Annotated in this window: 19 protein-coding genes and 1 tRNA gene; 13 read left to right on the forward strand and 7 right to left on the reverse strand. The window is 68.8% G+C overall.

Translation table 11 applies throughout. The features are described 5' to 3' along the window. The first annotated feature begins 21 nt into the window (after positions 1–21). A complete protein-coding gene (locus tag TCCBUS3UF1_RS11130) occupies positions 22–723 on the forward strand; it encodes a Clp1/GlmU family protein (protein WP_014516605.1) in 702 nt (233 codons plus the stop codon). On the opposite strand, the gene leuS is transcribed toward TCCBUS3UF1_RS11130, so the two are convergent. The 4 genes from leuS to proB form a co-directional block, all read right to left on the reverse strand. Then, entirely contained in the window at positions 701–3,337 is a 2,637-nt protein-coding gene (gene leuS, locus TCCBUS3UF1_RS11135) for a leucine--tRNA ligase (protein WP_014516606.1), read from the reverse strand. The two genes, TCCBUS3UF1_RS11130 and leuS, sit on opposite strands and share 23 nt — an antisense overlap. Positions 3,338–3,444: 107 nt before the next feature. Continuing rightward, the gene (locus TCCBUS3UF1_RS11140; protein ID WP_014516608.1) at positions 3,445–4,236 is read right to left on the reverse strand and encodes a YhjD/YihY/BrkB family envelope integrity protein; all 792 of its coding nucleotides are present in this window, start codon (positions 4,234–4,236) and stop codon (positions 3,445–3,447) included. A gap of 81 nt (positions 4,237–4,317) precedes the next feature. After that, entirely contained in the window at positions 4,318–5,556 is a 1,239-nt protein-coding gene (locus tag TCCBUS3UF1_RS11145; protein ID WP_014516610.1) for a glutamate-5-semialdehyde dehydrogenase, read from the reverse strand. After that, the gene (gene proB, locus TCCBUS3UF1_RS11150) at positions 5,553–6,656 is read right to left on the reverse strand and encodes a glutamate 5-kinase (protein WP_041433904.1); all 1,104 of its coding nucleotides are present in this window, start codon (positions 6,654–6,656) and stop codon (positions 5,553–5,555) included. The genes TCCBUS3UF1_RS11145 and proB overlap by 4 nt, the downstream gene beginning before the upstream one ends. Before the next feature lie 173 nt (positions 6,657–6,829). Here proB and TCCBUS3UF1_RS12235 point away from each other — a divergent pair, with 173 nt between their 5' ends. After that, complete coding sequence (locus tag TCCBUS3UF1_RS12235; RefSeq protein ID WP_231291395.1) at positions 6,830–10,093, forward strand: PKD domain-containing protein; 3,264 nt, start codon at positions 6,830–6,832, stop codon at positions 10,091–10,093. Here the strand turns inward: TCCBUS3UF1_RS12235 and TCCBUS3UF1_RS11170 are convergent. After that, entirely contained in the window at positions 10,061–10,270 is a 210-nt protein-coding gene (locus TCCBUS3UF1_RS11170; protein ID WP_014516613.1) for a hypothetical protein, read from the reverse strand. The genes TCCBUS3UF1_RS12235 and TCCBUS3UF1_RS11170 overlap by 33 nt on opposite strands. A gap of 53 nt (positions 10,271–10,323) precedes the next feature. Between TCCBUS3UF1_RS11170 and TCCBUS3UF1_RS11175 the strand changes: the two genes are divergently transcribed. Beyond that, positions 10,324–10,400, forward strand: a tRNA-Arg gene (locus TCCBUS3UF1_RS11175). A 59-nt stretch (positions 10,401–10,459) separates the two neighbouring features. Further along, entirely contained in the window at positions 10,460–11,023 is a 564-nt protein-coding gene (locus TCCBUS3UF1_RS11180; protein ID WP_041433906.1) for a cob(I)yrinic acid a,c-diamide adenosyltransferase, read from the forward strand. Here TCCBUS3UF1_RS11180 and TCCBUS3UF1_RS11185 read toward each other — a convergent pair. Next, positions 11,020–11,304, reverse strand: a complete 285-nt coding sequence (locus tag TCCBUS3UF1_RS11185; RefSeq protein ID WP_014516615.1) for a hypothetical protein — start codon at positions 11,302–11,304, stop codon at positions 11,020–11,022. The genes TCCBUS3UF1_RS11180 and TCCBUS3UF1_RS11185 overlap by 4 nt on opposite strands. A gap of 54 nt (positions 11,305–11,358) precedes the next feature. On the opposite strand from TCCBUS3UF1_RS11185, the gene TCCBUS3UF1_RS11190 reads away from it, so the two are divergent. From TCCBUS3UF1_RS11190 to TCCBUS3UF1_RS11230, 9 genes are read left to right on the forward strand one after another with little or no spacing between them, the layout of a single operon-like run. Further along, a complete protein-coding gene (locus TCCBUS3UF1_RS11190) occupies positions 11,359–12,078 on the forward strand; it encodes an ATP-binding cassette domain-containing protein (RefSeq protein ID WP_014516616.1) in 720 nt (239 codons plus the stop codon). Beyond that, complete coding sequence (locus TCCBUS3UF1_RS11195) at positions 12,075–13,253, forward strand: ABC transporter permease (protein WP_014516617.1); 1,179 nt, start codon at positions 12,075–12,077, stop codon at positions 13,251–13,253. The genes TCCBUS3UF1_RS11190 and TCCBUS3UF1_RS11195 overlap by 4 nt, the downstream gene beginning before the upstream one ends. Positions 13,254–13,264: 11 nt before the next feature. Further along, a complete protein-coding gene (locus TCCBUS3UF1_RS11200; protein ID WP_014516618.1) occupies positions 13,265–14,137 on the forward strand; it encodes an SPFH domain-containing protein in 873 nt (290 codons plus the stop codon). 10 nt (positions 14,138–14,147) lie between these two features. After that, entirely contained in the window at positions 14,148–14,330 is a 183-nt protein-coding gene (locus TCCBUS3UF1_RS11205; protein WP_014516619.1) for a hypothetical protein, read from the forward strand. Continuing rightward, positions 14,296–14,805: a hypothetical protein gene (locus tag TCCBUS3UF1_RS11210; RefSeq protein WP_014516620.1), complete on the forward strand. Its 510-nt coding sequence runs from the start codon at positions 14,296–14,298 to the stop codon at positions 14,803–14,805. The genes TCCBUS3UF1_RS11205 and TCCBUS3UF1_RS11210 overlap by 35 nt, the downstream gene beginning before the upstream one ends. Beyond that, positions 14,802–15,602, forward strand: coding sequence for a CPBP family intramembrane glutamic endopeptidase (locus tag TCCBUS3UF1_RS11215; RefSeq protein ID WP_014516621.1), 801 nt, complete (start codon positions 14,802–14,804; stop codon positions 15,600–15,602). Before TCCBUS3UF1_RS11210 ends, TCCBUS3UF1_RS11215 begins: the two co-directional genes overlap by 4 nt. A gap of 9 nt (positions 15,603–15,611) precedes the next feature. Further along, positions 15,612–16,433: an RNase adapter RapZ gene (gene rapZ / locus TCCBUS3UF1_RS11220; protein ID WP_014516622.1), complete on the forward strand. Its 822-nt coding sequence runs from the start codon at positions 15,612–15,614 to the stop codon at positions 16,431–16,433. Continuing rightward, positions 16,414–17,628 (forward strand): gluconeogenesis factor YvcK family protein, encoded by a 1,215-nt coding sequence (gene yvcK / locus TCCBUS3UF1_RS11225; protein ID WP_014516623.1) that lies wholly within the window; start codon positions 16,414–16,416, stop codon positions 17,626–17,628. The genes rapZ and yvcK overlap by 20 nt, the downstream gene beginning before the upstream one ends. An 8-nt stretch (positions 17,629–17,636) precedes the next feature. Beyond that, positions 17,637–18,335: a glucodextranase DOMON-like domain-containing protein gene (locus TCCBUS3UF1_RS11230; protein WP_014516624.1), complete on the forward strand. Its 699-nt coding sequence runs from the start codon at positions 17,637–17,639 to the stop codon at positions 18,333–18,335. Here the strand turns inward: TCCBUS3UF1_RS11230 and TCCBUS3UF1_RS11235 are convergent. Further along, the gene (locus tag TCCBUS3UF1_RS11235) at positions 18,332–18,652 is read right to left on the reverse strand and encodes a DUF3208 domain-containing protein (RefSeq protein ID WP_014516625.1); all 321 of its coding nucleotides are present in this window, start codon (positions 18,650–18,652) and stop codon (positions 18,332–18,334) included. The two genes, TCCBUS3UF1_RS11230 and TCCBUS3UF1_RS11235, sit on opposite strands and share 4 nt — an antisense overlap. Between the last annotated feature and the right edge of the window lie 2 nt (positions 18,653–18,654).

Below are 18,654 nucleotides of genomic sequence, written 5' to 3' on the forward strand. Positions count from 1 at the left end.
CAAGGTGCTAAAGTCAAGGGGATGCTCCTCCTGGTGGGCCCCACCGATGCGGGCAAGACCACCTTGGCCCATAGGCTTCTGGCCCAGGCGGGGGAAGCCTACCTCCTGGACCTGGACCCCGGGCAGGGGGCTTTGCCCGGGGCCTTCACCCTCTTCCACTACCGGGAAGGGGGACTTACCCCCGTGCGCCGGGCCCTCCTGGGCGGCCTCTCCCCGGCGGGCCTCGAGGCCCAGGCGGTGGTGGCGGCCCTCCGCCTGGCCCGCCTCATCCCCCGGGGAAGCCCCGCCATCGCCGACACGGACGGCTACCTGGACCCAGGCTTCCGCCTGCTGCAGATGGAGGCCCTCGCCCCCACCGAGGTCCTCCTCCTGGGGGCTGAGGGGCTCTACCGGGCCCTGGCCTGGCGAAAAGACCTCCGGCTCCGCCTGGCCCCGCCCCTTCCCGGGGCCCGGAGGAAGACCCCCGGCGAAAGGCGGAGAAACCGCCTTGAAAGGCTTTTGGCCCACTTCCAAGGGGCAAGGCCCAGGAGCCTGCCCCTGGAGGCCTTGGGGGAGGCGGGAGGCCTCTACGGCCTCCTGGACGGGGAGGGCTTCCTCCTGGGCTACGGGCGGCTTTTGGCCTTCGCCGGCGGGGAGGGCCTCTTCCTCACCCCTGTGGGGGAGGAGGTGGCCAAGGCGGTGCCCACCCGGCTCCGCCTCCTTACCCCCGCACTACCAGGTTGAGGATCTTCCCCGGCACGTAGATCTCCTTGAGGACCTCCTTGCCCTCCAGGTGGGCCTGGACGTTTCGCACCTTGCGGGCCTCGGCCAGGGCCACCTCCAGGGGAGCGTCCTTGGGGATCTGGATCGTCCCCCGCACCCGGCCGTTCACCTGCACCGCCACCTCCACCAGCTCCCTTTCCAGGGCCTTCTCGTCCAGCTCGGGCCAGCCCGCCTGGAAGAGGCTATCAGGCCAGAACCAGTGCCAAAGCTCCTCCGCCAGGTGGGGGGCGAAGGGGAAGAGCATCTGCAGGTAGTAGCGGATGGCCGTGCGGTACACCGGGGTCACGGGGGCCACCTTGCGGTAGTCGTAAAGGGCGTTCAGGAACTCCATGAGGGCGGCGATGGCGGTGTTGAAGCGCAGGGCCTCGAGGTCCTCCGTGACCTTTTTCAAGGTGGCGTGGAGCTTTCCATAAAGCTCCTTGTCTGCCCCCTCCAGGGCCTCGGCCTGGAAGCGGCCCGAGGTGGCCAAGAGGGCCTCCTTGTCCTCGGCCACCCGGCGCCAGACCCGGTTGAGGAAGCGCCAGGCCCCCTGCACCCCCTCCTCGGTCCAGACCATCTCGTTCTCCGGAGGGGCGGCGAAGAGGATGGTGATGCGGGCGATGTCCGCCCCCTCCTCCCGCACAAAAGGTCCCACCATGACCCCGTTGCCCTTGGACTTGCTCATCACCGCCGGCTTCCAGAGGTGGAGGGAGCCGTCGGCATGGGGCCTAAGCTCCGCCCCCATCTTCCGCACATCCTCCAGGGAAAGCTCCCCCTGGGCCATCTCCAGCTGGATGCGGGTGGGCTCGGGAAGGCGCACCCGTTCCCCCTCCACCTCCACGGGGCCGAAGTCCGTCCAGGCCAGGACCATGCCCTGGGTGAAAAGCCCCAAGAAGGGCTCTTCCACCTCCACCAGACCCAGGTCGTGGAGGAACTTGGTGAAGAAGCGGCTGTAGAGGAGGTGGAGCACCGCGTGCTCCACCCCGCCGATGTACTGGTCCACGGGCATCCAGAAGCGGGCCTTCTCCGGGTCAAAGGGGAGGCGCCCGTTCTTGGGGTCGGTGTAGCGCAGGTAGTACCAGGAGCTGTCAAAGAAGGTGTCCATGGTGTCGGTGTCCCGCTTGGCGGGGCCGCCGCACCGGGGGCAGGTGGTCTCGTAAAACTCCGGATGGGCCTCCAGGGGGCTTTTGCCCTTGGGGCGGATGTCCTCCACGTCCTTGAGATCGGGAAGGAGGACGGGAAGCTCCTCCTCGGGGACGGGCACCACCCCGCAGGCAGGGCAGTGGACCATGGGGATGGGGGTGCCCCAGTAGCGCTGCCGGCTGATGAGCCAGTCCCGCAGGCGGTAGGTGATGCGGCGCTTGCCCAGGCCCCTTTCCTCCAACCAGGCCACCACCCGCCCCTTCCCCTCCTCGCTGGGGGTGCCGTCAAAGGGGCCGGAGTTGACCATGACCCCCGGCTCCTCGTAGGCCCTCTCCAGGGGTTCGGGGAGGGGTTCTCCGGGCCGCTCGATTACCTTCTTGATGGGGAGGCCAAACTTCTTGGCGAACTCAAAGTCCCGCTGGTCGTGCCCCGGCACCCCCATGATGGCCCCGGTGCCATAGCCAAAGAGCACGTAGTCCGCGGTCCAGATGGGGATCCTTGCCCCCGTGGCCGGGTTGAGGGCGTAGGCCCCCAGGAAGACCCCGGTCTTCTCCCGTCCCTCCGCCTGGCGCTCGATCTCCGTCTTACGCTTGGCGGCCTCCACGTAGGCCTGGACCTCCGCCCGCCGTTCAGGGGCGGCCAGGCGCAGGGTCAGGGGGTGCTCGGGGGCCAGGACCAGGAAGGTGGCCCCGAAGAGGGTGTCGGGCCGGGTGGTGAAGACGGGGATCCTCTCCTCCCCCTCGGCCACGGGGAAGTGGATCTCCGCCCCCTCCGAGCGGCCAATCCAGGCCCTTTGCATGGCCTTCACCTTTTCCGGCCAGCGGAGGCCCTCCAGGTCCTCAAGGAGCCGGTCTGCGTAGGCGGTGATGCGCAGGTACCATTGCTCCAGCTCCCGCTTCTCCACCGGGGTGTCCTCGTGCCGCCAGCACCGCCCCTCCACCACCTGCTCGTTGGCCAAGACGGTCTGGCACTTGGGACACCAGTTGACCAGGCCCTTGGCCCGGTAGGCCAGGCCCTTTTCCCACATCTTCAGGAAGATCCACTGGTTGAAGCGGTAGTAGTCGGGCTCGCAGGTGGTCACCTCCCGGTCCCAGTCGTAGAGGATGCCCATGAGCTCCAGGCTCTCCTTGGCCTGGCGGATGTTCTGGTAGGTCCAGTCCCGGGGATGAAGGCCAAACTTGAGGGCGGCGTTCTCCGCGGGCAGGCCGAAGGCGTCCCAGCCCATGGGGTGGAGGACCTGGTAGCCCTGGACCCGGCGGAAACGGGCCAGGACATCCCCCATGGTGTAGTTCTTCAGGTGGCCCATGTGCAGGTCCCCCGAGGGGTAGGGGAACATGACCAGCACGTACTGCTTGCCCTTGGCCCCAGGTACCTCCTGGGCCTTCATGAAACCCTTTTCCTTCCAAAAGCGTTGCCACTTGGGCTCAATGGCGTGGGGGTTGTACTTCTCCATGGCGCTCCTCCTCAAAAAAACCCTTCCCCTTGGGGGAAGGGACGGCCAGGCCCCTTCCCGCCTTCAGGGGGCTAGCCTGGCCGAGCTCATGGCACCATCATAGCGCCCTAGCCCCCTTCCTCTTCGAGGATCCGGGCCAGCAAGGCCCCAAGGAGAAGGGCCAGGAGCAGGAGGTAAAGCCCCAAGAGGGCCAGGACAAACCCCGCCAGGGGGCCGTAGAGGAGCTCATAGGGAGAGCGGGGCAGGAGCCAGGGCAGGCCGAAACGCACCCCCTCAAAGAGGAGGGTGGCCGCCCCAGCCCCCGCGCTCAAGGGGAGGAGGTCCCTAAGGCGCCCCACCCCGCGGAAAAAGGCGTAGGTAAGCAGGAAAAGGAGGAAAGCCGCCAGGAGGGGAAGGAGGCGCTCTAGGGGGGTGAAAAGGCCCCGCCACTCGGGGGGGAGGTAGCGGAGGAGGAAACCCAAGGCCAGCCCCAAAAGGGCAAGGAGGATGAGGCCAAGCCCCAAGGCGAAGGGCATGAGGAGGCCCAAAAGGCGGTGGCGAAACCCCCGGGGCCGGCCAAAGATGAGCCCCAAGGCGTAGCTCAAGGCGGCGAAGAAGTTGCTCCCCGACCAGAGGAGGAGGAGGCCGCTGGCCAAGGTGAGGGGAAAGGCGGTGCGGGTGAGGAAGCGGAGGAGGTCCTGGGCCAGCTCGGGCCGGGCGGGAAAAAGGGCCTGGGTCAAGGCCGCCACCCCCTGCAGGAACTCGGCCTGCAACCCGCCCTTCCCCGCAAGGAGAAGGCCAAAGACCCCGAGGAGGAGGAGGAGAAGGGGGGTGAGGGAGAGGAGGGCGTAGTAGGCCAAGGCGGCGGCGAAGAAGGGAACGTGGGCCTCGGCGTAAAGGGCCCAAAGCCGCTTAAGCAAGGGCAGCCCCCTCCCCTTTCAGGTCCCCCGCCTCCCGGTGGACCGGGGGGCCTCCCCTAAGCTTCCCCTGGCCATGGCAAGCTAGGCCCGCTCCTGCCCCTCCCCCAGGGCCACCCATTTGCAGGTGGTGAGCTCCAGGGGGCCCATGGGGCCGTAGGCGTGGAGCTTGGAAGTGCTGATGCCGATCTCGGCCCCCAGGCCCAGCTGGAAGCCGTCGTTGAAGCGGGTGGAGGCGTTCCAGAGCACCAGGCTGGCGTCCACCTCCTCCAGGAAGCGCCAGGCCGCCTGGGGGTCCTCGGTGCAGATGGCCTCGGTGTGGCGGGAACCGAAGCGGGCGATGTGGTCCAGGGCCTCCTCCAGGCCGGAAACCACCTTGACCCGAAGGATGAGGTCCAAGTATTCCCGGTCCCACTCGTCCTCCTGGGCGGGCACCGCCTCCCGGAGGAGGGGAAGGGCCCGGGGGCAGGCCCTAAGCTCCACGCCCTTTTCCCGCATGGCCGCTTCCAGCCGGGGCAGGAAGGCCTCGGCCACCTTCTCGTGGACCAAGACGGCCTCGAGGGCGTTGCACACCGCCGGGCGCTGGGTCTTGCCGTTCAGGGCCAGGCGCAAGGCCATGGAGAGATCGGCCTTCTGGTCCACGTAGAGGTGGTTCACCCCCTTGGCGTGGGCCAGGACGGGCACCCGGGCCTCCTGCTGCACCAGACGGATGAGCTCCTCCCCTCCCCGGGGGATGAGGAGGTCCAAAAGTTCCAAGCGGCACATCTCCAGGATGGCCTCCCGGTCCGTGGTGGGCACCAGGCCCACCGCCTCCTCCGGCAAGCCGGCCTCCCTAAGGGCCTCGCGCCACAGGGCCACCAGGGCCTGGTTGGAGCGGAAGGCCTCCTTTCCCCCCCGGAGGAGCATGGCGTTGCCCGCCTTGAGGGCCACGGCCACCGCCTCCACCGTGGCCCCGGGCCGAGCCTCGTACACGAAACCGATGAGGCCCAAGGGAACCCGCATCCGCCCCACCCTTAGGCCGTTGGGCCGCTTGGTGAGGCCCTCGATCCGCCCCAAGGGGTCGGGGAGGGCAGCGATCTGGCGGAGCCCCTCGGTAAGGGCGGAAAGGTCCTTCTCCCTCAAGGCCAGGCGGTCCAGCTTGGCTCGGGAAAGCCCGGCCCCTTCCGCCTCCAAGAGGTCCAGCCGATTGGCCTCCCGTACCTCTTCCCAGCGGGCCTCCAAGAGCCGGGCCATGGCCAGAAGGGCCCCATCCCGGTTCCCCTTGGCCAGAAGGGGCAGCTTGGCCCTGGCCTTCCTCGCCATCTCCTGCAAAAGCAGCCTCATGCTTCCTCCTTCAGGACCAGGTGGTCCCGGTGGACCACCTCCTCGGTGTAGCGGTACCCCAGGATGGCCTCAATCTCCCCGCTCCGCCGCCCCCGGATCCGGGCGATCTCCTCGGCGGCGTAGTTGGCCAGGCCCACCCCCACCTCCTCCCCCCCCTCGGCAAGGAGGCGCACCGCCTCCCCCCGGCCAAACCGCCCCCGCACCTCCTTGACCCCTGCGGGGAGGAGGCTGGCCCCCCGCTCCCTTAGGGCCCGGACCGCCCCCCCGTCCAGGACGAGCTCCCCCTTGGGCCTGAGGAGGCCATAGAGCCAGGCCTTCTCCCCCCGGTAGCGCCTTTTGGCGTGGAAGTAGGTGCCCAAGGGGCTTCCTCCAAGGGCTTCCAGAACCACCCCTGGCCGCCGCCCGGGGAGGAGGAGGGTGGGGATGCCTACCCGGCCAGCCAGCCGGGCAGCGAGGAGCTTGGAGCGCATCCCCCCGCTTCCCAAGGGGTTCCCTCCCCCCGCATGGGCCAGGACGGCCTCCACCCGCTCCACCTCGGGGATGGGACGGGCTTCCGGGTTTTTCTTGGGGTCCTCCTCGTAGAGGGCCTCCACGTCGGAGAGGAGCAGCAAAAGCCCCGCCCCCACCAGCGCGGCCACCCGGGCCGAGAGCTGGTCGTTGTCGCCAAAGCGGATCTCCTCAAAGGCCACGGTGTCGTTCTCGTTGATGATGGGCACCACCCTAAGGCGCAGCAAGGCCTCGAGGGTGGCCTTGGCGTTCAGGTAGCGCGTCCTCGAGGCTAGGTCCTCGGCGGTGAGGAGGACCTGGGCCACAGGGACCGGGGCCAAGGCCTCCCGCCAAAGGGCCATGAGGAGGGGCTGGCCCACCGCGGCCAGGGCCTGCTTGAGGGGCATGTCCTGGGGTCTCGGGAGGCCTAAGGCCCCCATTCCCGCCGCCACTGCCCCCGAGGAGACCAGCACCACCTCCCGGCCTTCTTCCCGCAAGGCCAGGACCTGGCGGGCGATCTCCCCCATGGCCCCAGGGTCCAGCCCCCCAGACCCCGCCAAGACCGCGCTTCCCACCTTGAGGACGAGCCTCCTTGCCCCAAGCCCAGGCCGCATTAAGGCCCAGGATAGCACCTCTCATCCCCGCACCCAGGGAAGCTGCTAGGGTGGATGGGATGGGCAGGACCCCTCTTCTTCTCGCCCTTGGGTTAGCCTTGGTATTCTCCGCCTGCAACCAGATTTTCCCCAATCAGCCCCCTAGGATCGTGAGCTTTGAGGCCATTCCCCAAATGGGAGAGGCTCCCCTCGCCACCCACTTTGCCTGGAACGTCCAGGACCCCGAGGGGGATGCCCTCACCTGCACCCTGGAAACCGGGGACGGCACCCGGGTAACGGGCTGCTCGGGGGACTACACCCACACCTACGCCACCCCAGGGGAGTACACGGCCCGCCTCCGGGTAACGGACGGCAAGGGGGCCTCAGCGCAAAGGGAAACCCGGGTCCAGGCCCGGCCCAAAAGGGGCTTCACCCTTACCCTGAGCCCCACGGGCCTCACCGTCCAGCAAGGAAGCTCAGGCACCACCACCCTTACCGTTACCCCCTCCGGGGGCTTCGCCGGCACCCTCAGCCTCTCCCTGGTAGGCGCCCCAAGCGGGGTAACCCTCTCCCCCACAAGCCTCAACGTCCCCGGAAGCCCCGTAACCCAAACCCTCACCCTCCAGGTGGCCAGCGGCGTCACGCCCGGCACCTACAACCTCAAAGTCCGAGGCACGGGCGGGAGCATCTCCCGGGAAGCCGACCTCACCCTCACCGTCACGCCGCCCCCTGGCTTCACCCTCTCCCTCAACCCCACCAGCCTCACCGTCCAGCAAGGACAGTCCGGGACCACGGCCCTCACCCTCACCCCGCAAGGGGGGTTCACGGGTAGCGTGGCCCTCAGCCTGGAACGCCAAGACGGCACCCCCGCTCCCCAAGGCCTAGCCCTCTCCCCCTCGTTCCTCAGCGTGAGCGGTGCAAATCCCATAACCCAGGTCCTCACCCTGAACGTGGGGCAAAGCGTCGCTCCCAGCACCTACCCTCTCCGGGTCAAAGCCAGTTCAGGAAGCCTGACGCAAACCGCTAGCCTCACCCTCACCGTAACCCAAGGCCAGACGGGGAGCTTCAGCCTGAGCCTCGAGGGTACCTCCCTGAGCGTGGCCCAGGGGGGCACGGTCTACGTGCGCCTGGTGGCTTCGGGCAGCTACTCGGGCCAGGTGTCCTTGAGCTTGGTGGATGCCAGCAAGAACACCTTTACCGGGGCCATGCTCTCCCCCACCAGCACCCCGGTTCCCTCTGCTCCCATGCTGGCTATCACCGCCTCCCCCAATCTGGCCCCCGGTACCTACAACCTTTTCCTCCGGGGCACAGGGGGTAGCCTGGTCCAGGATGTACCTTTTGCCCTCACCGTCACCCAAGCCGCCCCACCGCCTTCCCCTGACTTTTCCCTCTCCTTGAGCCCCACGGGCCTCACCGTCCAGCAAGGAAGCTCGGGCACCACCACCCTTACCGTTACCCCCTCCGGGGGCTTCGCCGGCACCCTCAGCCTCTCCTTGGTAGGCGCCCCAAGCGGGGTAACCCTTTCCCCCACAAGCCTCAACGTCCCCGGAAGCCCCGTAACCCAAACCCTCACCCTCCAGGTGGCCAGCGGCGTCACGCCCGGCACCTACAACCTCAAAGTCCGGGGCACGGGCGGGAGCATCTCCCGGGAAGCCGACCTCACCCTCACCGTCACGCCGCCCCCTGGCTTCACCCTCTCCCTCAACCCCACCAGCCTCACCGTCCAGCAAGGACAGTCCGGGACCACGGCCCTCACCCTCACCCCGCAAGGGGGGTTCACGGGGGCGGTGGCCCTCTCCCTGGTGGGGGCACCCCAGGGGGTGACCCTCTCCCCCACCAGCGTCCCCGTGACCGGCACAGGGCCCGTGACCCAAACCCTCACCCTGAGCGTGGGGGGCGGCGTGGCCCCTGGGACCTACCCCCTCAAGGTCCAGGCCACCGGGGGAGGGGTTTCCAAGGAGGCAGACCTGAGCCTTGCGGTGAGCGGCACCGCCCTGGCCAACCTGCGCCTGGCCAAGGCCGAATGGGGCCAGACGGTCCTCAAAGAAGGCCTCCGCCTGGTGGCGGGCAAACCCGCCCTCCTCCGGGTCCACCTCCTGGCCAGCCCCTCCCCCATCTCCCTAAGCACCCCCCTGGCCGGGGCGGTGTACCTGAACGGAAGCTTCCAGGGCAACCTCTCCTTCTCCTGTCCCAACCCCATCCCCACGGCCACGGACCCGGGAAACCTGGCCAGCACCTGCACCGCCACCCTCCCGGCAGGCTGGGTAGCCCCTGGCCTCCGGGTGGAGCTCCGCGCCGACCCCCAGAACCAGGTGGACGAAAGCGACGAGGGCGATAACCTCCTGGCCCTCACGGCCAACGTGGGCCCGGGCACGGTCCTCCACCTCACCGTCGTCCCTGTGGTGCACGGGGGAGGGCAGGGGGCCGTGCCCGCCTTCCGCGACACCCTGTGGCGCATCTGGCCCTTGCGGGAAGTTTCCTCTTCCACCCGCGCCCCCTACACCTTCTCCGGCACCCTAACCGGCAACGACAGTAGCGGCTGGAGCCGCCTTCTGGACGAGCTTCGCCTCCTCAGGCAGGCCGACGGGAGCGGGCGCTACTACTACGGTTTCGTGCGGGTTTCCTACACCTCGGGCATCGCCGGCATCGGCTATATCGGCTTCCCCGTGGCCGTGGGTTGGGATTACCCTTCCTCAGCCCCTTCCGTGATGGCCCACGAGCTGGGGCACAACTTCGGCCGGGACCACGCCCCCTGCGGCACCTCGGGGGACCCCGGCTACCCCTACCCGGGGGGGAGGATCGGCACCTGGGGCTACGACCTGGGAAGCGGCACCCTCCGGGACCCCAGCGCCCACTACGACCTCATGAGCTACTGCGGCCCGCAATGGATCTCGGATTACACCTACGAGGCCGCCCAGCGCTTTCTGGAAAATAACCCTCCACGGCCCCAGGCCCTGCCCGAGGAGGGGCTCCTCTTCTCTGGGCGCATCCAAGGAGGAAAGGCCGTCTTCAACCCCCCCCTCCGCCTGCAAGCGGCCCCGGAAGGGGAAGCCTCCCCCTATCGCCTGCGGGCGGATGGGGTAGAGGCTCCCGTGTACACCCTGCGGGACTCCGAGGGCGTCCTTCACTTCCAGGCCCGCCTCCCCTTGGGGAGCTACGCCCGGGCGGGGCTGTACCTAGGGGAAAGCCCCCTTGGGGAAATCACCCTCCCCCTCCTCCCCCAGGCCGAACCCCGGGTGGAGGCCAGGGAGGAAGGCGGGGTCCTTTGGCTCCGCGTGGGGGGCTACCCCTACTTCTCCCTTTTCCACCTGGCGGAGGACGGGACGCGCACGGGCCTCGCCCTTTGGCACCCTGCGGGGGAAAGGCGCTTCGCCCTGGAGGGCCTCCCACCTGGGGGGCAGTTTGAGGTCCAGCTCACGGATGGGCTAAGGGTCCTGGTCCTCCGCCTGCCCCGCTAGGAAGCGCCCCTCCTGGTAGCGCACCTTGCCCTGCCGGCGAAGGCGCGCCAAAAGGGCGAATAGGGTGGCTTTCCTTAGGCCGGGGTAGAGGGGCTTTAGGGAAAGGTGAAGCTCCTCGAGGGAGCAAGGCTTCCGCAAAAGGGCAAGAAGTTGGGCCTCTAGACGCCTTTCCCGCACAAGGCCCATTATTGACAAGGAGGGCTTCCCCGTGCTACCTTGAGGGTCGGCTTGGGCCCGTAGCTCAGTTGGATAGAGCGGCTGACTACGGATCAGCAGGTCAGGGGTTCGAATCCTCTCGGGCCCGCCAAAGGCCCCGGTGCAAACCGGGGTACGTTGTTTTTGGGGCAAGCCCCTAGAATGGGGGGCATGAAGATCTACACCAAAACCGGGGACGCTGGGGAGACGGGGCTGTACGGGGCCGAGCGGGTGGTGAAGGCCCACCCCCGGGTGGAGGCCTACGGCACCGTGGATGAGGCCAACAGCGCCCTGGGCCTGGCCCGGAGCCTCCTGCCCAAGGAACACCTGGACCTTCAAGACCTCCTGGAGCGCATCCAGAACGCCCTTTTTGACCTGGGGGCCGACCTGGCCACCCGCATGGGAAGCCCCTACGAAAAGAACATCGCCCGCATGGAGGCCGAGGACGTGGAAGGGCTGGAGCGGGCCATTGACCGCTACATGGAGGAAAGCCCGCCCTTCCGTGGCTTCATCCTCCCCGGGGGGCACCCCGCGGCGGCGGCTTTACACCTGGCCCGCACCGTGGTGCGCCGGGCCGAGCGCAAGGTGGTGGCCCTAAGCCGGGAGGAGCCGGTGAACCCCGAGGCCATCCGCTACCTGAACCGGCTTTCCGACCTCCTCTTCGTCCTGGCCCGGGTGGTGAACGCCCGGGAAGGCGTGCGGGAGGAGGAGTGGCTGGTGAAGAAGCGGCGCTAGGGCCAGGGCTTGCCGTACACCCGCACCTCGGCCCCGGGGAAAGCGCTTTCCAGAAGTTCTTTTAAAAAGTGGGCGGCGGAGGGGAGAAGCCCCCCGCAAGGGCCTTCCATGTAGAGGAAAAGGTAGCGGGGCCGCCTGGGGGACTGGGAAAACCCCAGGCACCCTTGGTACTCGGGAAAGTATTCGTAGAAGAGCTCCAGGAGGTCCTGCACCAGATCCCTGGCCTCGGGCAGGGCCTCGAGGGAGCTCTGGGGCTTGACCCAGAAGGTCATGGCCTTCATGCAACCCCATTATGGACCTTGCGTCAGCCGAGCGGTGTGATATCATTCAGATATATGATTGAAGTCAGGGGGTTGGGCAAAGCCTACGGGCGCCAGATGGCCCTGCGGGACCTCTCCTTCCAGGTGGCCCCCGGGGAGGTTTACGCCCTCTTGGGGCCCAACGGGGCCGGGAAGACCACCACCTTAAGGATCCTGGCCACCTTGGTGCGCCCTTCCAAGGGGGAGGCCCGGGTGGCGGGGTTTGACGTAACCCGGGAAGCCTTGGAGGTGCGCAGGCGCCTGGGCCTGGTCAACGGGGGGATGCGGGTCTACGACCGCCTCACGGGGCGGGAGGTCCTCTCCTTCTTCGCCGGGTTCTACGGCCTGGAGGGGCGGGCCTTTCGGGAGGCCCTGGACTGGGTGGTGGGGCTTTTGCGCATGGAGGAAACCCTGGAGCGGCGGGTGATGGAGATGTCCACAGGGATGCGGCAGAAAGTGGTTATCGCCCGGGCCATCCTCCACCGTCCCCCCGTGCTCCTCCTGGACGAGGCCACGGCCGGCCTGGATGTCTTCGCCCGGCGGGCCCTTTTGGACTTCGTCAAGGCCTACCGGGACCTGGGCCATACCATCGTCTACTCCACCCATGTCATGAGCGAAGCGGAGGAGGTGGCGGACCGGGTGGGCTTCCTGCACGGGGGAAGGCTGGTCTACGAGGGCACCAAGGCCGAGGCCCTGGCCCTGGGTGGGGGAAGCCTGGAGCGGGCGTTTGTGCAGGTGGTGCGGGAGGCGGCGTGAAAAGGGTATACCGCGTCTTCTGGAAGGAGATGGTCCAGGTCTTCCGCGACCGCAAGCTGGTCCTCTCCACCCTGGTGCTGCCGGTCCTGCTCATGCCGGTCTTCATGTTCGGACCCAGCCTCCTCCTGGACCGGCTCTTGCGGGAAACCGAGCAAAAGCGCCAGGAGGTGGCGGTGGCGGGGCTACCAGAGGAGGCGCTGCAGGCCTTGGCCAAGGCCAACCTCTCCCCTGTACCCGTCCCCGACCCGGAGGCCGCGGTGCGGGAAGGAAACTACCCCGTGGGCCTCCGCTACCAGGGGGGGACCTACCGGGTCTTCGCCCGCTTGGGCTCGGGGCTCACGGAAGGCCAGGTGGCGGCGGGAAAGGTGCAAGCCGCCCTGCAGGCCCTCAAAGAGGCCAAGGTGGCGGAGGCCCTGGCCCGGAAAGGGGTACCGGTGGAGGCGCTCACCCCCTTCCAGGTGGAGGTGGTGGACGCCTCCCCCGAGCGGGAGAAGGCAGGGGGGCTCCTCGGCTTCCTCCTCCCCTTCTTTCTGGTGGTCTTCATCCTCTCCGGGGGCCAGGTGGTGGCCGTGGACGCCACCGCCGGGGAGAAGGAGAAGGGGACCCTCGAGGCCCTGCTCATGACCCCAGTGCCCCTTTGGCAGCTGGCCTTGGGCAAAACCCTGGCCACGGTGGCCATGGCCCTCCTCTCTGGGGTAGCGGGGCTTCTGGGCCTGGCCCTGGGCGGGGCCCTGGCCACCCGGCTGGGGGGTGGCCTCCTCCTGGAAACCGGGCAGGTGATGGCCCTGGGCGGGCGGGTGGTCCTGGATGGGGGCAGTTTTCTGGCCCTCTTCCTCTCGGCCTTCCTGCTGGCCCTCTTCATGGGGGCGGTGATGGTCAGCCTGGGGCTTTACGCCCGCAGCTTCAAGGAGGCGCAAAGCTACATGGCCCCCCTGCAGCTTTTGGCCCTTTTACCCCTGCTTCTCCTCCAGTTCCGGGACTTCTTGGAGCTAGAGGCCTGGCACCACCTCCTGCCCCTCTTCAACGTGGCCCTCCTCATGGACGCCCTCCTCAAGGGAAGCGCCACCCCTTGGCAGGCGGGGCTCACCTGGGGTTCCACCCTGGTCTACGGGGCCTTGGCCCTCCTCTTCGCCGTACGGGTCTTCGCCCGGGAAGAGGTGGTGTTCCGCAACTGAAAGGAGGAAGGATGCGCGAGGTGAAGGAGTTTCCGGCGTGGCGTATAAGCGGCTTCTTGGGTGTTCTGGGCCTGCTTCTGGCCCTCCTCTGGCTGGGCTGGGCGGGGTACCGCTGGCTGGAGGCCAGGGAGGCGGTCTACCTCTGGCACCTCCTGGCCGCCCTTCTGGCCACGGGGCTTTGGGCGGCGGGGCTTTTCACCGTCCAGCCCAACGAGGCCGTGGTCCTCACCTTCCTGGGGCGGTACGTGGGGAGCGTGCGGATGGAGGGGTTCCAGTATACCAACCCCCTGGCCCTGCGGAAGCGGGTTTCCCTAAGGGTCCACAACTTCTCCTCGGAAAAGCTCAAGGTGAACGACGCCCAGGGAAACCCCATTGAGATCGGCGCGGTGGTGGCCTGGCGGGTGGTGGACGCGGCCAAGGCCCTCTTCCAGGTGGAGAACTACCCCGCCTTCGTGGCGGTACAGGCGGAGGCCGCCATCCGGGCCCTGGCCAGCCGCTACCCCTACGATACGGCCACCGCCGAGGGAAAGTCCCTGCGGGCCAACCCCGAGGCCATCGCCGAGGAGCTGAAGGCCGAGGTGCAGGAAAGGCTGAGGGTGGCGGGGGTGGAGGTGCTGGAGGCCCGGCTCACCCACCTGGCCTACGCCCCCGAGGTGGCCCAGGCCATGCTCCGCCGCCAGCAGGCCCTGGCGGTGGTGGCGGCCCGGAGGCTGATCGTGGAGGCGGCGGTGGGCATGGTGCGGGAGGCCCTGGCGGGCCTCGAGGCCGAGGGCGTGGTCCTGGACGAGGAGCGGCGGGCGGCCATGGTCAACAACCTCATGGTGGCCCTGATCGCCGAGGCCCAGGCCCAGCCGGTGGTGAACGTGGGTACCCTCTACACCTGAAGGCGGCAGGGTGGGCGAGAAGAAGCGGTTTCTGCTGCGGCTGGACCCCAGGCTCTACCGGGTGCTGGAACGGTGGGCCCAGGACGAGCTCCGGAGCGTGAACGCCCAGATCGAGTACCTTTTGAAGGAGGCGGCCAGGAAGGCGGGGAGGTGGAAGGATGCGGATACCCCCGAGGAGGGACGGAAACCCTAGGCGCTACTTCCTGGGGCTTTTCCTCTTGGCCCTTCTGGTCACGGGGGGAAGCCTGGCCCTCCTCCTGCCAGGAAGGGGGGAGTACCTCCTGCCCCTTTTGGGCCTCCTCCTTGCGGACCTTCTTTTCCTCCTGGGCCTTTTCCTGTGGCTCGCCCGGCTTCCCGAGGAGCTTGGCTACGAGCTCCAGGGCCCCTGGCTCACCGTCCGCTTCCCCTTTGGCCAAAGGCGGGTGCACCGGCAGGAGGTGGTGGAGGTGCGGCCCCTGGCCTACGCCCTCCCCGGGTGGACCCGCCGGGGGGAGGCGGCCATGCCCGGCTACCACCGCCGCCGGCTCCGCCTGGAGGGGCTTCCCGTGGAGGCCTTCGTGGGGACCAGGCGGGGGGAGGGGGTGCTCCTGGTGCTCAAGGAGGGTAAGGGGCTTCTCCTGAACCCGGTAGACCCCAGGCCCTTCCTGGCCTGGAAGGAGGAAGGATGAAGGCCCTGTACTGGACGTTGGGTCTTTCCTGGGGCAGCTATGGGCTTTTCTACCTGCTTGGGGGCCGGTGGGACCTGGCCCCGGGGAGGGACCCCCTCCCCTTGGCCTTGGGCTTCCTCTACATGTGGATCCCCGGGCTTGTGGCCCTCCACTTCGCCCGCCGGGAGGGGGTGCGGATCCCCTTGGCCCTAAGGCCCAACGGCTACTGGCTCCTGGCCTGGCTTTTCCCCGTGGCCCTGACCCTCCTCTCCCTTCCCCTTAGCCTGCCCTTCGGGGCCTGGAGGGGATGGCAAGCCCTGCTCCCGCCCAATGGGGCCGACGGTTTACCGGAAGGCCTACAGGCCTTCCTTCCCCTCCTGGTCCTGCTCTCCGGCCTGGTAGCCGGGGCCACGGTGAACCTGGTGGCCGCCCTGGGGGAGGAACTCCTTTGGCGGGGGTACCTCTTTGAGAAGCTCCGGGACCGGGGCTTCTGGCCCGCCAGCCTGGAGATCGGCTTCTATTGGGGCCTTTGGCACGCGCCCTTGGTCCTGGCGGGGCACAACTACCCCCACACCCCCCTCCTGGGGGTGCCCATGATGATCCTCTTCACCCTCCTCCTCACCCCCAGCCTCCTCTGGGTGCGGGAGCGAGGGGGCTCGGTGCTGGCGGCGGCCCTCCTTCACGGCACCCTGAACGCCGTGGGGGGGCTTTCCCTCCTCCTGGTGGAAAGGACCCACGACCTCCTGGTGGGGGTGGTGGGCCTGCCGGGGCTTTTCCTCCTGGCCCTTTTCAACCTCTGGCTTAGGCGACGGGTATAGTCAAGAGGGATGCGCTTTCTGGTGCTCACGGGGCTTTCGGGGGCGGGGAAGACCACCGCCAAGGGGTTCTTGGAGGACCTGGGCTACTTCGTGGTGGACAACCTCCCCCCAGGCCTTTGGAAACCGCTCCTGGAGGCCCTGGAAGGGAAGGGGGTGGTGCGGGCGGGGGTGGTGTTGGACGCCCGGGCCCTGGCCTTCTTTGACCGGCTGGAGGAGGCCCTGGAAGCCCTCAGGCCGGTGGTGGTCTACCTCGAGGCCCGCCCCGAGATCCTCCTAAGGCGCTACAACCTCACCCGCCGCCTCCACCCCTTAGGGGCAGGCAACCTCATGCGGGAGATCGGGGAGGAACGGAAGGCCCTCGGCCCCTTACGGGCCCGGGCCCACCTGGTGCTGGACACCTCGGAGCTCTCCCCCAGGGCCCTCAAGGAAGCCCTGGCCCGCTTCCTGGGGGAGGAACAGGGGTTTGTCCTCCGCCTCCTCTCCTTCGGCTTCAAGTGGGGGCCACCCCAGGAAGCCGACCTGGTCCTGGACGTCCGCCCCCTGCCCAACCCCCACTACGACCCCCTCCTCAAGCCCAAAACGGGGCTGGACCCCGAGGTGCGGGCCTACGTCTTCCGGGAGGAGCACGAGGCCTACTACCGCGCCCTCCTGGCCGTGGCGGGCCTGGCGGCGGAAGGGGCAAGGCGGGAGGGCCGGGCCTTTTACACCGTGGCCGTGGGCTGCACCGGGGGGCGGCACCGGAGCGTGGCCGTGGCCGAGAGGCTGGCGGAGGAGCTTTCCGGGCGCTTCGCCGTGGAGGTGAGCCACCGGGATGTGGCCAAGGAGGCGTAACCCCCCCCACCCCTCCTGGCGCTGGCTCTACCCGGGGATGCGGGTGAAGCGCTACGCCCTCCTGGCCCTCCTGGGCGTCTTCCTCTTTGGCCTGGGCCTGGCGGAGATCCTCCCGCCCCTGGACCTGGGAAGCCCCTGGGCCTTCCTCCTCCTGGGCGGGCTCCTGGCCGTCTTGGGGGTGCGGGCCATGAACCGCAGCATGCTCTCCGCCTTCACCCAGCCGGAGGAGGTGCCGGAGAGGGTCTACGTGCGCCGCCGCCTGGAACAGGGGCCCAGGATCGTGGCCTTTGGCGGGGGCACGGGGCTATCCCGGGTCCTCCGGGGCCTCAAGGAGCACACCGCCCGGGTCACAGCCCTGGTGGCCGTGACCGACGACGGGGGCTCCACGGGAAGGCTTAGGCTCTCCTACGGCCTCCCCGCGGTGGGGGATCTGGTGGACTGCCTCGCGGCCCTTTCCGACCACCCCGCCCTGCCCCGGCTTTTGGACCACCGCTTCGCCCGGGGGGAGCTTGCGGGGCACACCTTCGGCAACCTCTTCCTGGTAACCCTTTACGAGGCCTCGAGGGACTTCGCCGAAGCGGTGCGCCAGGCCAACGCCATCCTGAACCTCAGGGGCCAGGCCCTGCCCGCCACCCCGGAGGCCGTCCGCCTCAAGGCCCGCTTCCAGGACGGGGAGGAGGTGGTGGGGGAGGTGGCCATCCGCCGCCGCGGGGGACGGATCCGGGAGGTCTTCCTGGTCCCCGAGGCCAAGGAGGTGATGCCGGAGGCGGTGGAGGCCATCCTGCGGGCGGACCTGGTCGTCCTGGGCCCGGGAAGCCTCTACACCAGCGTGATCCCAAGCTTTCTGCCCCAGGGGCTCAAGGAGGCCCTGGCCCGCACCCAAGCCCGCCTGGTCTACGTGGTGAACCTCATGACCGAGCCCGGGGAGACGGACGGCTACACCGCCTACGACCACTACAAGGCCATCGCCTACCACCTGGGCCGCAGGCCGGAGGCGGTCCTGGTCCACACCGCCCCCATCCCCGAAGGCGTCCTCCACCGCTACGCCCAGGAGGGGCGCCACCCCGTGGCCTTCGACCCCAAGCCCTTCGCCGTGGACGGGGTGCGGGTGGTGACGGGGGACTTTCGCGAGGAAGGCCCCTTGGCCCAGCACGACCCCGGCAAGGTGGTGCAGGCCCTCCTCCAGCTGGTATAAAGGGGGCCGTGCTCTTCCTCTTCCAAGACCCCCTGGGCGACGACCACGGCCTGGCCTACCTCTACCCCCAGGCGGCCCTCTTCCGGGAGGCGGGGGAAGGCTACGCCGACCTCCTGGCCGTAGGGGGGGAGGCCCGGCAAGGCCGTCTGGTCCTGAAGGTGCGCCTGGCCCGCTACCCCAACCCCCTGGAAGGCTCCTTAGGCTTCAGCCTGGCCACGGCGGTGCTCTGGCTGGACACGGGGGAAGGGGGGGAGGAGGAACTCCTCCCCGGCCTGCGCGCCCCTCGAGGCCAAGGATGGGAAAGGGCTTATGTCCTCACCGGCTTTGGCGGGGAGGTGCGGACCCCTGAGGGACTACGGGAGCCGGTGAAGGCCTGGCGGGAAGGGGAGTGGGTGGTGGTGGATACCGGGCTTCCCCCGGGCCCCTACGGGTACTACGGGGCGGTGGGCCTCTTTGACCCCTTCGCCCCCTGGTACTTGCGCCCCACCCGCCCCGAGGGCGGGCCCTGGACCCTGGGGGCCCCCCCGGGAAGCCCCCCGGTGGTGGACCTCCTGGCCCCCAAGGCCCTGGACCAGGTCCAGGCCTACCAGACGGGGGTGCTCCAACCCTTGCGGCCCACCCGGTTCACCCTGCGGCGGGAAAGCCTTTGGGCCTTTGCCTTGGGAGGGGTTTCCCTCCTCCTGGCCTTCCTCCTAAGGCGGCGCTAGAGGGGGCGGAGGTCTTCCAGGAGGAGCCAGCCCACCCCAGGGGGGAGGGCCTCGAGGAGGGGGGCCAGGGCCTGGGCCACGGCCTCGGCCCGGGGCTTCAGGGCCTCCGGGGGTTCGGGGGCGAGGAGGAGGAGGGTGAGTTGGTAGAAGCGCTGGGTGTGGGTGGGGGTGCCGTCCTGGAAGAAGGGGATAGGGGGCGGGACCTCGTCCACAAGAAGCCTGGCCCCTAGAACCTCTGGGGGCAGGAGGGCCTTGGGGTCCAGGGGGAGGTCCCTGGGGTGCCAGAGGTAGCCCTGGAAGAGGCGCACGGCCTGCATGG

The sequence above is a fragment of the Thermus sp. CCB_US3_UF1 genome (genome assembly GCF_000236585.1).
Classification (GTDB): domain Bacteria; phylum Deinococcota; class Deinococci; order Deinococcales; family Thermaceae; genus Thermus.

Bases quoted from the DNA above. Each gene is read 5' to 3' on its own strand.
- yvcK (WP_014516623.1), top strand. From the start codon at position 16,414: ATGTGGCCAAGGAGGCGTAACCCCCCCCACCCCTCCTGGCGCTGGCTC.
- TCCBUS3UF1_RS11190 (WP_014516616.1), top strand. From the start codon at position 11,359: ATGATTGAAGTCAGGGGGTTGGGCAAAGCCTACGGGCGCCAGATGGCC.
- leuS (WP_014516606.1), bottom strand. From the start codon at position 3,337: ATGGAGAAGTACAACCCCCACGCCATTGAGCCCAAGTGGCAACGCTTT.
- TCCBUS3UF1_RS11215 (WP_014516621.1), top strand. From the start codon at position 14,802: ATGAAGGCCCTGTACTGGACGTTGGGTCTTTCCTGGGGCAGCTATGGG.
- TCCBUS3UF1_RS11210 (WP_014516620.1), top strand. From the start codon at position 14,296: ATGCGGATACCCCCGAGGAGGGACGGAAACCCTAGGCGCTACTTCCTG.
- TCCBUS3UF1_RS11185 (WP_014516615.1), bottom strand. From the start codon at position 11,304: ATGAAGGCCATGACCTTCTGGGTCAAGCCCCAGAGCTCCCTCGAGGCC.
- TCCBUS3UF1_RS12235 (WP_231291395.1), top strand. From the start codon at position 6,830: ATGGGAGAGGCTCCCCTCGCCACCCACTTTGCCTGGAACGTCCAGGAC.
- TCCBUS3UF1_RS11200 (WP_014516618.1), top strand. From the start codon at position 13,265: ATGCGCGAGGTGAAGGAGTTTCCGGCGTGGCGTATAAGCGGCTTCTTG.
- TCCBUS3UF1_RS11235 (WP_014516625.1), bottom strand. From the start codon at position 18,652: ATGCAGGCCGTGCGCCTCTTCCAGGGCTACCTCTGGCACCCCAGGGAC.
- TCCBUS3UF1_RS11180 (WP_041433906.1), top strand. From the start codon at position 10,460: ATGAAGATCTACACCAAAACCGGGGACGCTGGGGAGACGGGGCTGTAC.
- proB (WP_041433904.1), bottom strand. From the start codon at position 6,656: ATGCGGCCTGGGCTTGGGGCAAGGAGGCTCGTCCTCAAGGTGGGAAGC.
- TCCBUS3UF1_RS11130 (WP_014516605.1), top strand. From the start codon at position 22: ATGCTCCTCCTGGTGGGCCCCACCGATGCGGGCAAGACCACCTTGGCC.
- TCCBUS3UF1_RS11145 (WP_014516610.1), bottom strand. From the start codon at position 5,556: ATGAGGCTGCTTTTGCAGGAGATGGCGAGGAAGGCCAGGGCCAAGCTG.
- rapZ (WP_014516622.1), top strand. From the start codon at position 15,612: ATGCGCTTTCTGGTGCTCACGGGGCTTTCGGGGGCGGGGAAGACCACC.